Raw genomic sequence first — 13,741 nt, 5'->3', positions numbered from 1 at the left:
GCCGTGCCGGCCCGGAACGCGGTTCCCCCCCTGATCAACGACCGCTACGAGGTGGGCGAGACGATCGGGCGCGGCGGGATGGCCACGGTCCACGTGGGACGGGACCTGCGGCTCGGCCGGCGGGTGGCGATCAAGGTGCTCCGGCCCGAGCTGGCCCAGGACGCGACCTTCCACGAGCGGTTCAAGCGGGAGGCGCAGTCCGTGGCCGCCCTCAACCACCACTCGATCGTCTCCGTGTACGACACCGGCGAGATCCTCGCCCGGACCGACGAGGGCGTGGACCGGCCGTTCATCGTGATGGAGTACGTGCCCGGCCGGACCCTGCGGCAGCTGATCCACGAGGACGCCGTCACGCCGCGGGACGCCGTGGACATCACCCTGGGGATCCTCGACGCCCTCGAGTACAGCCACCGGGCCGGGATCGTCCACCGGGACATCAAGCCGGCCAACGTGATCGTCACCCCGGAGCGCCAGGTGAAGGTCATGGACTTCGGGATCGCCCGGGCGGTGGAGGACACCTCGCCGGCGCTCACGCAGGCCCAGGCCGTCCTGGGGACGGCGCAGTACCTCTCCCCGGAGCAGGCGCGGGGCGAGTCGGTGGACGCCCGCTCCGATCTCTACTCCGCCGCGTGCGTGCTCTTCGAGATGCTCACCGGGCGCGCGCCGTTCGTGGGTGAGTCCTCCGTGGACATCGCCGCCCAGCACGTGCGGGACCACCCGCCCGCCCCGTCCGAGCTCGACCCCCGGATCGGGCACCGCGTGGACGAGTTCATGGCAAAGGCCCTGGACAAGGACCGCGAGGCCCGCTTCCAGGACGCCGGGCAGATGCGCCGCGCCCTGCGCGAGCTGCGCCCGGCCGTACCGGAGGACCTCGAGGCCACGCAGTCCCTGCAGGCGGTGCCGGGGCGGGACGAGGACACGAAGACGCTGCCGCCCGTGCCCGTCCCGGTCGCCGAGACCGCGCTTCCGGCCGTCACCCCGGCCGTCGCCCCGACCACCGTCGCCGCGGGCATCGCCGCGGCGGCGCCGGCCGCGGCCGGCCACGGCTCGGTCCCGGTGCGGCGACGGCGGCCCCTGCGCACGGCGCTGCTCGCCCTGCTCGTCGTCGCGCTGCTCGCCGTCCTCGGGGTCGTGGCCCTGCAGTGGGTCCAGGGACAGCGCGGCGGACCCGCTCTCGTCGCGGTGCCCTACGTCGCCGGGATGGACGCCTCGGTGGCGGAGACGGCGCTGCGCAGCGCCGACCTGGTGCCCGAGCGCGAGGAGGTCTACGACGACGAGGTGCCCGAGGGCGACGTGGTGGGCACCGACCCCGCGGCCGACACCCAGGTCGAGGAGGGCAGCACGGTCGTCCTCGAGGTCTCCCAGGGGCCTGCCGAGGTGGAGGTGCCGGACGACCTCGCCGGCCGCTCCGAGGAGGAGGTCCGGGAGGCCCTGGAGTCGGCGGGGCTCGAGGCCGGGTCCACCCGTACGGCCAACAGCTCCTCGGTGCCCCAGGGCGCGGTGGTCGCCACCGACCCCGCCGGCGGGACCACCGTCCCGAGCGGGTCCGAGGTGGAGCTCGTCGTGTCCACCGGCCGGGTGACCGTGCCGCAGCTCGTGGGCCTGAGCCGTCAGGAGGCCGTCGCCGCCCTCGGCGCCGACGAGGTCCGGCTCTCCGCGGCGATCGTCACCACCCCCCGGGCCGGCGTGCCGGCCGGACAGGTGGTGGACCAGAGCGTGGACGCCGGCCAGTCCGCACCGCAGGGCGCCACCGTGACGCTCACCGTGGCGGTCGCCCCGGCCCCCGCGCCGGCCCCGGAGCCGACCGTCCCGCCCACTCCGACGCCGTCCCCCGAGGAGACGGAGCAGCCCACCGAGGAGCCCACGGAGGAGCCCACAGCGGAGAGCACGGGAGAACCGTCCGAGGAGCAGAGCGAGGACCCCGGGGCGGGCAGCGCCGAGGAGGACCGGTCCGAGGCCGAGGAGCGGGCGGAGGAGCGCGCCCGGGAGGAGGCGGAACGGGCGGAGGAGCGCGCCCGTGCAGCGGCGGAACGCGCGGACGAGCGCGCCCGCGACGACGGGTGACCCCGGTCCGGGCCTCGCTCAGACGGTGATCAGCGGGGACAGCGAGCCCGCCGCCCGCGCCGCACCCTTGAGCCCCACGAGCTCCAGCCAGTTGCCGAGCATGAGATAGCCGCCCTCGGTGAGGACCGACTCGGGGTGGAACTGCAGCCCGTGCAGCGGCGCGCTCCGGTGCCGCAGGCCCATGATGACCCCGTTCGGGGTGCGCGCCGTGACCTCCAGGACCTCGGGGACCGACTGGTCGACCACGGCGAGGGAGTGGTAGCGCGTCGCGGTGAACGGACTGGGCACCCCGCCGAAGACGCTGGACCCGTTGTGCTCCACCCGGGACGTCTTCCCGTGCATAAGCTCCTCCGCGTGGGTCACGGTCCCGCCGTAGGCCTCCGCGAGCGCCTGGTGACCGAGGCAGACGCCCAGCAGCGGCTGCCCGGTCCGCTCGGCGTTGCGGATCAGGGGGGTGCACACCCCCGCGTCGGCGGGGGCGCCGGGGCCCGGGGAGAGCAGGACGCCGTGGTGCTCCTCGGCGAGGGCGCACGCGGCGGCCTCGTCCAGGTCGTCGTTGCGGATCACCGTGGTGCGGGCGCCGAGCTGCTCGAGGTAGCCGACCAGGGTGTAGACGAAGCTGTCGTAGTTGTCCACGACGAGGATCTTGACGGTCACGAGGTCTCCTGGGAGTGGGGTGCCGGATCGGCACGTGCGCCCGTCCAGCTTACGCGCCCGCGGAAGGGTGCGCACCGGACGGCTAGACTGGGCCACCGGACCCCCCGCCGTGAACACGGCCCGCTTGGTGACCAGGAGGATCAGTGCCCGAGTCGAAGAACCGCCGCAAGAAGCCCGCCCGCCGTCCGGGAGGGTCCGGCCGGACGGCACCGGCCGCCGGCCCGCAGGTCGACGAGGAGCTCGCCCGGCTGGCGGCGGAGGGACTGCCCGGAGGGTCCACCGCCTACGACCCGGACGCGACTGCCGCCGCGGTGGCGCAGGAGCTGACCGAGCGCTCCCGGCACGGCTCCCCGGAGAGCCACGCCCCCACCCCCACCTGGTACAAGGCCGTCATGCTGGGGCTGCTCGTCGTCGGGCTGCTGTGGCTGATCGTCTACTACCTCTTCCAGGGTGCCTACCCCGTGCCGGGGATCGGGACCTGGAACATCGCCGTGGGCCTCGGTCTGATGATGGCCGGTCTGATCATGACCACGAAGTGGCGATGACGGCGGTCCGGACCGCCTGACTGGCGGTGCGCGGTCCGCCGCGCCTGCTGAGAGAATGGGAGCGGATCCCGACGACCACGGAGGAAACGTGTCCCATTCCAGCATCGACCCGGACGAGCCGCGCGACGGGCCGCCGCGGCCGCTCGAGGACGAGATCGCCGAGTCCCGGCCCCGGCGCGGCGGGCGGATCAACCCCGCCACGTTCGAGGTGCGGCTGCGCCGGTGGGCGCTGCTGCTGCTGATCACCGTCCCCGCCGTCTGGTTCGTGGTGCAGCGGCTCACCTGACGGGCACCGACGACGGCCGGCGGCCCGCACCTCGAGGGTGCGGGCCGCCGGCCGTCGGTCGTGCGGAGCGAGGGTCCCGCGGCTGCCGGGATCAGGCGTCGGCCGTGATGGCCTCCTGGCCCTCGACGGTGTCCTCGGGGTCCTCCTGCGGGGCGGTGAAGGCCACGTCGAGGGTGATCGCCACCTTGTCGGAGACGAGCACCCCGCCGGCCTCCATGGCGGCGTTCCAGGTGATGCCGAAGTCCTTGCGGGAGATGGTGGTCTCGGCGGAGAAGCCGGCCCGGGTCACGCCGAAGGCGTCGACGACCACGCCGTTGAACTCGGTGGCGAACTCCACGGTGCGGGTGACGTCCTTGACGGTCAGCTCGCCGGTGATGGTGCCCTCCTCGCCGTCGAAGGCCACGGCCGTCGAGCGGAAGGTCATCGTGGGGTACTGCTCGACGTCGAAGAAGTCGGCGCTGCGGACGTGGCCGTCCCGGTCGGCGTTCTTCGTGTCGATGGAGGCCATCTGCACGGTGGCCGTCAGCGTCGAGTCCTCGACCGGGTCGGCGACCCGGAGCTGGGCGTCGACCTCGCCGAAGGTGCCGCGGACCTTCGAGATGCCGGCGTGGCGGACCGTGAAGGCGACCTCGGAGTGGGCGGGGTCGAAGGTCCAGGAGCCGGGGACGAGTGCGGTGAGCTGGGACATGGTGTTCTCCTCGGGGTGCGGATCGAGCAGGTGATTGCTTCGTCAACTACTCTACGAACACCTTGGTGATGTGTCAACAACCTAGGTGGATCTTCTGCCCGGCACAGGGATCCGGCGCCCGGGGCGGGACGCAGGCGGGGCCCTGGGCCCCCGCTCAGTCCCGGGGGTCGAGCGCTGAGCGGTCGCTGAGCTCGTGGAAGCGGCGGCGGTGGTACACGAGCGGGGCACCCGTGCCCTCGTCGCCGAGAACGTCGACCACCGCGGCGTTGAAGACCAGCGCGGGGCCGGCCTTGATCCGGGCCAGGGGGACCGCGCGCAGGACGCGCCCCACGCCGAGCAGCCGGGGCTCCCCGGTCGCCAGGTACTCCCACGGCATGTCCGGCCCGAACCGCGGGGCACCCGAGACGGCGAAGGACCGGGCGAGATCCAGGTTCTCGGCGTCCAGCAGGTGCACCAGGAAGGAGTCCGCCTCGGCCAGCAGGGCGGCCGAGCCCTGCCGGGCCTGCAGCGAGAAGCCGAGGATGGGCGGGACGGCCGACACGGAGGACACCGAGGACGCGGTCAGCCCGACCGGCCCGTCGGGGCCCCGAGCCGTGATGATGGCGACCCCTGCGGGGTGGTCGGCGAACACCGCCTTGAACGCGTCCCCCACGTGGTCCAGGTCCGGCAGGTGGTCGGCGGGCACCTCGAGGTCGGCGACCTCCGCGGCCGCGTGCTCGGCCGGCGCGCCGGAGGGCGGGACCGAGCTCAGCCGGGGCTCCTCCGCGGACGAGCCCGGGCTCGGCCCGATCGGCACGGAGCCGCCGGAGGCCCCGCCGGGTCCGCGTTCGTGGTGCTGGGCCGCCATGAGGATCCTTCCGTGGAGTGCGGTGGGAACGGTGCCGCCGGACACGGCGCCACCCGTCCACGCTAAGACCTCAACCGGGGCGGGCGTCCAACCATTCCGCCGGTGACGGATCGAGGACTTCTGGCGTCACAGACTTGCGCAGGCCCCGATCCTGTGATCCGGATCGCCGCTCATCGGGTCAGGCCCCGGTAGCCGCGGGCGAAGTGCACCAGCGGGTCGTCCGCCTGCGCCTCGCTCACCCCCCGGCCCATCGCCGTCACCTCCCCCACCACGAGCCGGTGCGTCGCCGCGGTGTGCACCGCCACGGTGGCGAGCTCGAACCACGCGAGGGCCCCGTCCAGCACCGCCGCTCCCGAGCCGGGAGCGCGGCGGAAGGGCACCCGGTCCAGCAGCCCCTCCACGGGGTTGCCCGGGCTCGCGAGCCAGTTCGCCGCGCCCTCCTGCTCCCGGCGCAGCACGGAGAGGGTCCACGCCCCGGCAGACTCCACCGCGTCGCAGATCCGGCCCTCCTCGAACAGGCTGACCAGCATGGTGGGCGGGTCGTAGGACACGTCGAGGAAGCCGGTGACGGTCGCGGCGACGTCGCGCCGCCGGTGCCGGGCGGCCACGACCGCGACCCCGGAGGCGATGTCCGCGGCGAGCAGCCGGTAGGCGCCGGCGTCCTCCTCGTCCACGGCCGCCGGGTCGATCAGGTGGGCCGGTGCGGCCTCGGGGAGCTCCATCCCGTCAGTGTGGCACGGCGCTCACCGCGCGGCGGCGGCACGGCCCGTCATCCGCAGGGTGAGGTTCAGCCGCCCGCCCTTCATGCCCAGCTCCGGGGCGGCCGTGCCCGGGAGGATCCGCGGCACCCCGTGGAACGCGTAGCGGGAGGGCCCGCCGAAGACGAACAGATCGCCGCTGCGCAGCTCCACGTCCCGGTACGGGGCCGCGCGGGTCTGCGTGTTGCCGAACCGGAAGACGCAGGCGTCCCCGAGCGAGAGGGACACGATCGGGGCGGCCGAGAACTCGTCCTTGTCCTGGTGCATGCCCATCCGCGCCGTGGCGTCGTAGAAGTTGAGCAGGGCCGTGTCCGGCAGGTAGCCCCGGGCCTCCGCGCTGTCCTCGCCGCAGGCCTCCACCACGGCGCGGCGGCCCAGCTCCGCCAGCCACGGCGGCATGTCCGGGGCCCGTTTGTGCTCGCCGGTGCGCAGGTACCGGTAGGGCGCCCAGTCCCAGCCCAGCGTGGTCGAGCGCACCGACATCCGGCCGCCCCCGGGCAGGACCACGTGGCGCAGGGGCACGGGACCGGTGGCCCACTCCCGGCACCGCAGCACCAGCTCCCGCTGCCGGGCCAGGTCCAGCCAGCCCGGCACGTGCACGGCTCCCGGCGCGATCTCGGCGCGCTCCCGCGGCAGCTCGAAGAGCTCCGGCACCCCGAAGGGGGTCGAGGGATCGGTCATGGTGCCGAGCGTAGCCGGGGCCGCCGACAGCTCCGGCGGCAGCGCCGGGTGCCCGCCCTGCGCCGCCTGTGCTCCCCGCCACGGCGCCGCCCGCCGGACAGGAGTAGCGTGGAGGCCCTCCCCGACTCCCCGGAAAGGTCCGCCGTGCCCCTGCCGCTGTCCGTCATCGACTTCGCCACCGTCCGCCAGGGCGCGTCCGTCGGTGAGAGCTTCGCCGACTCCGTCCGCCTCGCCCAGCACGCCGAGCGGCTGGGCTACCGGCGTGTCTGGTACTCCGAGCACCACAACATGCCCACGATCGCGTCCTCGGCCCCGGCCGTGCTGATCGCCCACGTCGCGGCGCACACGTCCACGATCCACCTCGGCTCGGGCGGGGTGATGCTCCCCAACCACTCCCCCCTGGTCGTCGCCGAGCAGTTCGGCACCCTCGCCGAGCTGCACCCCGGGCGGATCGACCTGGGCCTGGGCCGGGCGCCCGGCACCGACCTGCGCACGGTGCGGGCCATGCGCAGGGACCCCTCCGCGGCCGAGCAGTTCCCGCAGGACGTGCGCGAGCTGCAGGGCTACCTGAGCGGCCGCTCCCTCGTGCCGGGGGTCAGCGCCGTCCCCGGCGCCGGGACGAACGTGCCGCTGACGATCCTCGGCTCCTCGCTGTTCGGCGCGCAGCTCGCCGCGGCGTACGGGCTGCCCTACGCCTTCGCCTCGCACTTCGCCCCGGACGCCCTCGCGGACGCGGTGGCCGCCTACCGGGCACGGTTCCAGCCCTCGGAGCAGCTCGCCGAGCCGTACGTCATCGCGGCCGTCAACGTCATCGCCTCGGACAGCGCGGACGACGCCGCCGCGCAGCTGGAGACCGCTCGGCGCGAGCGGGTGCGGGCCATGGTGGGCCGTGAGCGCGCGCTGAGCGAGGCGGAGCTGGACATGGTGATGGACAGCCCCGCCGGGCAGCAGATCCTGCACATGCTCCACTGGTCCGTCGCCGGCACCGGCCCCGAGGTCAGGAGCTACCTCGAGGGCTTCGTGGAGACGGCGGACGCCGACGAGCTGATGATCGCCCCCGCCTCCCCCGGCCGGGACCAGGTGCTGCGCTCGTTGGAGATCCTCGCGGAGGCCTGGGACGCCGGCGCCCGTCACATTGCGGACGGGCGGACGGGCACGGGCGTGCGACGGTAGGTTGAGGGAGCGGCCCGGTCCCCAGGACCGGGCCCGGCACGGTGCCGCCCCTCCTCGAAAGGTCCCCCCGCATGCGCGCATTCCCCGCTCGACGCACCGCCCGCGCCCTGGCCGCGGCCCTCGTCCTCGCCGGCGTCGGCGTCTCCCCCGCCGCGGCGGCCCCGCGCACCGTCGACCTCGTCAATCTCGGCGACTCCTACTCGGCGGCCTTCGGCACGGGCGGTCTGCAGGAGGTCGAGGGGCTGCCCGGGTGCTACCAGGGCACCGGTGAGGACCACGTCGACAAGCTGGCCGACCGGCCGCGCGTGGACGTGGCCCTGGACGCGGCGTGCGCCGGGTTCACCACCGCGCAGGTGCGGGAGCTCGTCTCGGTGCCGCTCGTGACGGGCGCCCTCGGCGAGGCGGAGCTGGTCACGCTCACCATGGGCGGCAACGACATCCTCTGGGGCGACTTCATCCGGGCCTGCAGCGCCCCCGCCGAGGCGGCCGCCGGGCCGAGCGCGTGCGACGCCATGCTCGCCCGGGCCCCGCGGCTGATCGACACCGCCGCCGCCTCCGCGGCCACCACCGTGGAGGCGATCGACGAGGTGACGGACGGACGCGTGGTCGTGCTCGGCTATCCGCACCTGCTCGACGAGCAGCAGGACAGCGCGCTCGTCTCCGCGGAGCGCGCCGCCCAGCTCAACGCCTGGACGGACGAGCTCAACGCCGCCCTCGCCGCTCAGGTCGAGGCCGAGGGCGCCGTCTTCGTGGACGTCACCGACCGCTTCCGCGGCCACGGGGTCGGGTCGGCCGACCCGTGGATCCTCGTCGACCCCGGCAGCGCCCACCACCTGCACCCGACCGAGCAGGGGTACCTGTCGGGCTACTACCCCGGCCTGATGAGCCAGGTCGCCCGGTCCCGCTGACGGGTCGGCCGAGCACGAGAAGGGCCCCGGATCGCTGATCCGGGGCCCTTCTCGTGGTGCCGGGGCACCGCACCGGCCGCGGGGCGGCCGGTCACGGTCAGGCGTTCTTCGTCTCGTCCCTGACGGACTGCGCCGAGCCCTGGGCGGAGGACTTCAGCTGCTGCGCCTCGTCCTGGCCCTGCGACTTGACCTCCTGCGCGCCGGAGCGGGCGGTCTCCTTGACCGACTGCGCCGCCTCCTTGGCCGGCTCCTTGAGGTCCTGGGCGACCTCCTGCGCAGCGTCCTTGGCCGACTCGACCGCGTGCTGGGCGTGGGGCTGGATCCGGTCCGCCGCACCGGCGACGAGCTCCTGCTCCTTCTGCGTGGAGGGCAGCAGGGAGCCGACGAGCCAGCCCGCGCCGAGGGCGATCAGACCGGCGGCCAGCGGGTTGCCGCGGGTCTTCGCCTTGGCGGTGGCGGGAGCGTGCTGCACTCCCTCCCGCAGGTCACCGGCGCGCTCCTGCACACCGTCCCGGAGGTCGCTCGCACGGCCCTGCACGCCCGCCTTGAGGTGGCGGCCGTGGTCGGAGGCGTCGTCGGACGCTCCCATCACGCGCTCGCGCACGTCCTGCATCTTGCCGCGGACCTTGTCCTTCTGGCGGTCCACGACGCGCTCGGGGGTCACCTTCTCGGCGACGGCGTCGACGTCGGAGCCGAGTCGAGCGCGCGTGGCCTCGATGTCGGCACGGATCTGTTCGGGGTTCTGCTGGCTCATCGGGTCTCCTTCTTGGAAGGCTTCACGGTCTCCGGGATCTCGGTGACGGTCTCGCGGGTCAGGGGCAGGGGATCCTGGGTGGCCTCGACCATCTCCTGCTTGCCCTCGTTGAGGTTCTTCTTGCCCAGGGCTGCGAGGATGCCGGCGACGACGGCCCAGACGACCGCCACGATGACGGCGGACCACGCCAGGCCGACGAGGTTGCCCAGGCCCCACATGAGGGCGATGGACAGGAACAGCAGGACGAAGTGACCGGCCACGCCGGCCCCGGCGAGCATGCCGGCGCCCTTGCCCGTGTCCTTGGCGGACTGCTTGGCCTCCTGCACGGCCTGGGTCGTCTCAGCCTTCGCGAGGGCGATCTCCTGCTGGATGAGGGTGGAGAGGTTGGTGCTCAGCGACTTGAACATCTCGCCCAGCGACTCGTGCTCCGCCCTGCTCTCGGCGTCGGAAGGGGGAATGGGATGGCTCATCGACGGTCGCCCTCCTGGTCGGGGTAGACGGTGCCCGGCACGCGGTCGGTGTAGGTGCGGGCGGCCTCGCCCTGCTCGTCGGAGCGGTAGGCGTAGGGGTCGCCCGGGGTGTAGCCCGAGGTCTCGGTGGCGGTCAGGTTCCGGTCGTAGCCCTGGTCGTAGACGGGTCCGGTCCCGACGGCGGCCGTGGTGCCCTGGGCGGGGCTGCCGCCCTGCTGCCCGCCGACGCCGAAGAACTCCTTGGCGCCCTGGCGGTCGGTGGGGATCTCGTCGCTGTCCTTCACGCCGCGGGTCGTGCGGCCGGCGAGGAGGCCGATGCCGGCGGCCACGGCCAGGAAGGTGCCGGGGCGGCGGGCCGCGAAGCGCCGGACGTCCTCGAGCAGGTCCTTGGCGTCCTTGTTCTCCAGGGAGGAGGCGAAGGAGTCGACCCGGCCGGACACGCTGCCCAGCAGGCCGGTCACGTAGTCGGACTCGGGCTTCTCGCCCCGGGAGAGCGCGGAGATCTCGTTGCTGAGCGAGCGCACGGTGGAGGCGATGCGGTCCTGCTGCGGCTTCACCTGGCCCTTGAGCTCGCTCCGGAGCTGACCGATCAGGTCCTGGGCCTGGTGGGTGGCCTCCTGCTTGACGGCCACGGCCTGGTCCTTGGCCGTCTCCTTGACGCGCTGGCCGGAGCCGACCGCCTCGTTCTTGAGCTGCTGCGCCTCGGCCTTGCTCTGCTCCGCGGCGACGTCCTTCTTGGAGGTGGTGCCGGCGTCGGCCGCGTGGCTCGCCGAACGGTCATAGGGGTTCGTGGTCATGATTCCGCCTTTCTACAGCACTTCATAAGTTCGCTGAGTATGCGAGCTGTGCCCAGAGTATGTCGTGGGCCCGGTCTCGCCAAGCACTTCCCCGGACGGCGCGGCGTCCGCCGCGACCCGTCCCGTGGGAAGGGGCCTCACGGCGACGGACTGCCGCCGTTGACGTTGAGCGTCTCCCCGATCACGTAGCTGGACTCGGCGGAGGCCAGGAACACGTAGGCCGGGGCCAGCTCGGTCGGCTGGCCGGCGCGGCCCAGGGGGGTCGACTGCCCGAACTCCGGGAGGGCTTCCTTCGGCTGTCCGTCGGAGACCTGCAGGGGCGTCCAGAAGGGGCCGGGCGCCACGGCGTTGACCCGGATGCCCTTGGGCGCCAGCTGCTGGCCGAGGCCCTTCGTGAAGTTGTTGATCGCCGCCTTCGTCGAGGCGTAGTCGAGCAGGTCGGGCGAGGGCTGGTAGGCCTGGATCGAGGTCGTGTTGATGATCGAGGACCCGGCGGGCAGATGCCGCAGCGCCGCCTTGGTGATCCGGAACATCGCCAGGATGTTCACCGTGAAGGTGTCGGTGAGCTGGTCGTCGCTCAGGTCCTCGAGGTTCTCGACGGCGACCTGCTTGCCGGCGTTGTTGACGAGGATGTCCAGTCCGCCGAGTCCGTTCACGGCGTTCTCGACGAGGACCTCGCAGAAGGCCTTGTCCGTCAGGTCGCCGGGCAGGAGCACGGCCGTGCGGCCGGCCTTCTCGATGGCAGCCTTCACGACCTGCGCGTCGGGCTCCTCGTCGGGCAGGTAGTTCAGGGCGACGTCGGCGCCCTCCTTCGCGAACGCGATGGCCACCGCCGCTCCGATGCCGGAGTCCGCGCCGGTGATCAGGGCCTTGCGGCCCACGAGCCGACCGGTGCCTCGGTAGGAGAGCTCGCCGCGGTCGGTCTTCGGCTCGAGCTCCACGTCCAGGCCGGGCTCGGGCTGGTCCTGCTCGGGTGGCGAGAGAACGGGGTAGCGGGTCACCGGGTTCTGCAGGGTGAGCTGATCCGTCGACTCGTGGTGGGCGTCCTCGGAACCGCCGTTGCTGGTCTCAGTCATGTCCACTCCTTTCGTCGTGCACTCGTGTTAGATCAGCATACTGACCAATCGCCCGCAGGGACAGCAGTTCACTCTCCGAGAACACGGCGGACCGCCGCGCGAGGCGGAATGCCGAGCGGTTCCCGCCGGCTCGTTCAGTCGCTGAACCGCTGCAGGTAGGCGCGCAGGGCGTCGTCGAACGCGGCCGGCCGCTCGAGGCTGGGCGTGTGGCCGGCCTCGTCGATGACCACGAGCTCCGCGTCCGGAGCCAGGTCCGTCATCCGACGGCCCGCCCCGCCGTCGAAGACGTCGTCCGCGCCCACCACGACGAGCACCGGGATCCGGACGCCGCGCAGCACGTCGCTGAGGTCCCGGCGCTCGGCACGCCCGCGCATCGCCGCAGCCGCCCCCTTGGCGGGCGCGTTGCGGAGCATGGCGAGCACCTCCGCCGCCACCCCGGGGCACGACTCCACCGTGGCGTCGGCGACCATCCGGCCGAGCACGCTGCGCCCGTAGGTCTCCATACCGCCGGCCAGGATGGCGTCCGCCGTGGTGTGCCGGCGCCGCCTGCCGGCACGGTCCTCCGCCTCGGGGACGGTGGCGACGACGACGAGCCCGCGGACCCGCCCCGGATGCCGCCGGACCAGCTCCATGGCGATCTGCCCGGACATCGAGAAGCCGACCACCACTGCGGAGGGCACACCGAGCTGGTCGAGCAGGCCGGCGACGTCGTCGGCGAACTCCTCCGTGTAGACGATCCCCTCGGTGATCCCCGACTCCCCGAAACCACGCAGGTCCGGGGCCACCACCCGCCAGCCGAGCTCGGCGAACACCTCGATCTGGCGCGCCCACATGCTCCGGTCGTAGGCGTGCCCGTGCAGCAGGAGCAGCACGGGGCCCTCGCCCCGGTCGGTGTAGGCCAGGGTGACGTCGTCGATCCGGGCGGTGAACGAACAGGGATCGGACACGGCGGAGAACTCCTTCCACGGACCGGCTGCTACGGCCCTTTCAGCGTAGCGACTTCTCCCCCGACGGCCGGGGGCGAAGACGTCACAGGAGCCGCTCTCACTCGACCACCCCGCAGGCCTGCCTGGACCCGGCGTCGCCCGTGCGGAGCGTGCTCTCGTCCGGTCCCTCGGGCGCGTAGCGATCCGGCACGTTGGCGAAGTTGTCGGGGCCGGAGTGCAGCATCACCGCGCTGCCGTCCTCGTCGGCCGCGAGGTCCGCCACCCGGAAGCGGTCCGTGACGGTCGTGAGGAAGCCCAGGCCGTCCTGGGTGACGTAGACGCTCGTGAGGTCTCCCGTGTGGCCGGGGTGGTCGGCCGAGTCGCCGCCCAGGTGCCCGCCTGCGGACAGGAAGTCCCCGGTGGTCCCGGGGTCCTCCGGGGCGGCGCTGTCCGTCTCGCACAGCCCGATACCGTGGACGTGCAGCCCGTAGAAACCCGGGTCGAGACCCTCCACCTCGGCCACGACCTCCGTGCCGGCGGAGACCTCCGAGAACTGCACGGTGCCCACCTCGGCGCCCTCCGCGTCCCGCAGGACCGCCCGCGAGGCCGCACCGGCCTCCGCGGCGGCCGTGCTCTCCTCGACGACGGCGCCTCCGCCCCCATCGCCGCAGCCCGCCAGGAGCAGGGCTGCCGGCACCGCTGCCGCTGCCAGAGCACTTCGCCGCATCGTTCCCCCTCAAGACGACCGCCGGATCCGCGTTCTCCGACGATAGGACGAAGAGGGCCATGACAAAAGGCCCCGCACCGGTGGGTGGGGGCCTGGGGGTGTGGGGAGCCCCCGCACCTGGTGGTGCGGGGGCTCGACCCTTCTGGGTGTGGTCCGGCGGTGTCCTACTCTCCCACACCCTGGCGGGTGCAGTACCATCGGCGCTGTGGGTCTTAGCTTCCGGGTTCGGGATGGGACCGGGCGTTTCCCCCACGCTATGACCGCCGTAACTCTGCCTCCCCCGGGTCCCCCTGGCGGTGTGGCCGGGGGGGGTGGGGGGAAATCTGGTCACAGGGATGACTGTGGATGCAATTATGTGCTGCGACTGGCGCAACCGTGGCCCGT

The 13,741-nt window shown here is 73.4% G+C and carries 16 protein-coding genes and 1 rRNA gene; 5 read left to right on the top strand and 12 right to left on the bottom strand.

Translation table 11 applies throughout. The features are described from left to right. Positions 1–3 precede the first annotated feature (3 nt). Positions 4–2,064, top strand: coding sequence for a Stk1 family PASTA domain-containing Ser/Thr kinase (gene pknB / locus GMA12_RS16475; protein ID WP_162459980.1), 2,061 nt, complete (start codon positions 4–6; stop codon positions 2,062–2,064). A gap of 18 nt (positions 2,065–2,082) precedes the next feature. Here pknB and GMA12_RS16470 read toward each other — a convergent pair whose 3' ends face one another. Further along, a complete protein-coding gene (locus tag GMA12_RS16470; RefSeq protein ID WP_162459979.1) occupies positions 2,083–2,721 on the bottom strand; it encodes an anthranilate synthase component II in 639 nt (212 codons plus the stop codon). Positions 2,722–2,864: 143 nt separating this feature from the next. Here GMA12_RS16470 and GMA12_RS16465 point away from each other — a divergent pair, with 143 nt between their 5' ends. Both GMA12_RS16465 and GMA12_RS16460 read left to right on the top strand, forming a co-directional pair. Further along, complete coding sequence (locus GMA12_RS16465; protein WP_186815662.1) at positions 2,865–3,266, top strand: cell division protein CrgA; 402 nt, start codon at positions 2,865–2,867, stop codon at positions 3,264–3,266. 88 nt (positions 3,267–3,354) lie between these two features. Continuing rightward, positions 3,355–3,552: a hypothetical protein gene (locus tag GMA12_RS16460; protein WP_156270591.1), complete on the top strand. Its 198-nt coding sequence runs from the start codon at positions 3,355–3,357 to the stop codon at positions 3,550–3,552. Positions 3,553–3,643: 91 nt separating this feature from the next. Here GMA12_RS16460 and GMA12_RS16455 read toward each other — a convergent pair whose 3' ends face one another. The 4 genes from GMA12_RS16455 to GMA12_RS16440 form a co-directional block, all read right to left on the bottom strand. Further along, positions 3,644–4,240, bottom strand: a complete 597-nt coding sequence (locus GMA12_RS16455; RefSeq protein WP_156270590.1) for a YceI family protein — start codon at positions 4,238–4,240, stop codon at positions 3,644–3,646. Between the two features lie 154 nt (positions 4,241–4,394). Continuing rightward, positions 4,395–5,087 carry a flavin reductase family protein gene (locus GMA12_RS16450; protein WP_240898917.1) on the bottom strand — a complete coding sequence of 231 codons (693 nt, stop codon included), beginning with the start codon at positions 5,085–5,087 and terminating at the stop codon, positions 4,395–4,397. Between the two features lie 170 nt (positions 5,088–5,257). Further along, positions 5,258–5,809 (bottom strand): flavin reductase family protein, encoded by a 552-nt coding sequence (locus tag GMA12_RS16445; protein ID WP_156270589.1) that lies wholly within the window; start codon positions 5,807–5,809, stop codon positions 5,258–5,260. A 21-nt stretch (positions 5,810–5,830) separates the two neighbouring features. Next, the gene (locus GMA12_RS16440) at positions 5,831–6,526 is read right to left on the bottom strand and encodes an alpha-ketoglutarate-dependent dioxygenase AlkB family protein (RefSeq protein ID WP_156270588.1); all 696 of its coding nucleotides are present in this window, start codon (positions 6,524–6,526) and stop codon (positions 5,831–5,833) included. A gap of 144 nt (positions 6,527–6,670) precedes the next feature. Here GMA12_RS16440 and GMA12_RS16435 point away from each other — a divergent pair, with 144 nt between their 5' ends. Both GMA12_RS16435 and GMA12_RS16430 read left to right on the top strand, forming a co-directional pair. Beyond that, positions 6,671–7,699, top strand: a complete 1,029-nt coding sequence (locus GMA12_RS16435; RefSeq protein WP_162459986.1) for an LLM class flavin-dependent oxidoreductase — start codon at positions 6,671–6,673, stop codon at positions 7,697–7,699. A gap of 71 nt (positions 7,700–7,770) precedes the next feature. Then, complete coding sequence (locus tag GMA12_RS16430; protein ID WP_156270587.1) at positions 7,771–8,607, top strand: GDSL-type esterase/lipase family protein; 837 nt, start codon at positions 7,771–7,773, stop codon at positions 8,605–8,607. 97 nt (positions 8,608–8,704) lie between these two features. Here GMA12_RS16430 and GMA12_RS16425 read toward each other — a convergent pair whose 3' ends face one another. From GMA12_RS16425 to rrf, 7 genes are all read right to left on the bottom strand, one after another. Next, positions 8,705–9,361, bottom strand: coding sequence for a DUF3618 domain-containing protein (locus GMA12_RS16425; protein WP_156270586.1), 657 nt, complete (start codon positions 9,359–9,361; stop codon positions 8,705–8,707). Then, the gene (locus tag GMA12_RS16420) at positions 9,358–9,831 is read right to left on the bottom strand and encodes a phage holin family protein (RefSeq protein WP_156270585.1); all 474 of its coding nucleotides are present in this window, start codon (positions 9,829–9,831) and stop codon (positions 9,358–9,360) included. The genes GMA12_RS16425 and GMA12_RS16420 overlap by 4 nt, the downstream gene beginning before the upstream one ends. Further along, complete coding sequence (locus GMA12_RS16415) at positions 9,828–10,628, bottom strand: ATP synthase subunit B family protein (protein WP_156270584.1); 801 nt, start codon at positions 10,626–10,628, stop codon at positions 9,828–9,830. Before GMA12_RS16415 ends, GMA12_RS16420 begins: the two co-directional genes overlap by 4 nt. A 137-nt stretch (positions 10,629–10,765) precedes the next feature. Beyond that, entirely contained in the window at positions 10,766–11,704 is a 939-nt protein-coding gene (locus GMA12_RS16410) for an SDR family oxidoreductase (protein ID WP_156270583.1), read from the bottom strand. A gap of 134 nt (positions 11,705–11,838) precedes the next feature. After that, positions 11,839–12,651, bottom strand: coding sequence for an alpha/beta fold hydrolase (locus GMA12_RS16405; protein WP_162459978.1), 813 nt, complete (start codon positions 12,649–12,651; stop codon positions 11,839–11,841). A gap of 97 nt (positions 12,652–12,748) precedes the next feature. After that, positions 12,749–13,357 carry a superoxide dismutase family protein gene (locus GMA12_RS16400; RefSeq protein WP_156270582.1) on the bottom strand — a complete coding sequence of 203 codons (609 nt, stop codon included), beginning with the start codon at positions 13,355–13,357 and terminating at the stop codon, positions 12,749–12,751. A gap of 151 nt (positions 13,358–13,508) precedes the next feature. Next, a 5S ribosomal RNA gene (gene rrf, locus GMA12_RS16395) occupies positions 13,509–13,625 on the bottom strand. Positions 13,626–13,741: the final 116 nt, after the last annotated feature.

This window comes from Kocuria sediminis (genome assembly GCF_009735315.1).
GTDB classification, from domain to species: Bacteria; Actinomycetota; Actinomycetes; order Actinomycetales; family Micrococcaceae; genus Kocuria; species Kocuria turfanensis.
This window is presented reverse-complemented; position numbering and strand designations above follow the sequence as displayed.

What these genes read in the sequence shown, in the direction of transcription:
- GMA12_RS16455 (WP_156270590.1), bottom strand. Translation starts at nt 4,240, where the DNA reads ATGTCCCAGCTCACCGCACTCGTCCCCGGCTCCTGGACCTTCGACCCC.
- GMA12_RS16450 (WP_240898917.1), bottom strand. Translation starts at nt 5,087, where the DNA reads ATGGCGGCCCAGCACCACGAACGCGGACCCGGCGGGGCCTCCGGCGGC.
- GMA12_RS16445 (WP_156270589.1), bottom strand. Translation starts at nt 5,809, where the DNA reads ATGGAGCTCCCCGAGGCCGCACCGGCCCACCTGATCGACCCGGCGGCC.
- GMA12_RS16440 (WP_156270588.1), bottom strand. Translation starts at nt 6,526, where the DNA reads ATGACCGATCCCTCGACCCCCTTCGGGGTGCCGGAGCTCTTCGAGCTG.
- GMA12_RS16430 (WP_156270587.1), top strand. Translation starts at nt 7,771, where the DNA reads ATGCGCGCATTCCCCGCTCGACGCACCGCCCGCGCCCTGGCCGCGGCC.
- GMA12_RS16425 (WP_156270586.1), bottom strand. Translation starts at nt 9,361, where the DNA reads ATGAGCCAGCAGAACCCCGAACAGATCCGTGCCGACATCGAGGCCACG.
- GMA12_RS16420 (WP_156270585.1), bottom strand. Translation starts at nt 9,831, where the DNA reads ATGAGCCATCCCATTCCCCCTTCCGACGCCGAGAGCAGGGCGGAGCAC.
- GMA12_RS16415 (WP_156270584.1), bottom strand. Translation starts at nt 10,628, where the DNA reads ATGACCACGAACCCCTATGACCGTTCGGCGAGCCACGCGGCCGACGCC.
- GMA12_RS16410 (WP_156270583.1), bottom strand. Translation starts at nt 11,704, where the DNA reads ATGACTGAGACCAGCAACGGCGGTTCCGAGGACGCCCACCACGAGTCG.
- GMA12_RS16400 (WP_156270582.1), bottom strand. Translation starts at nt 13,357, where the DNA reads ATGCGGCGAAGTGCTCTGGCAGCGGCAGCGGTGCCGGCAGCCCTGCTC.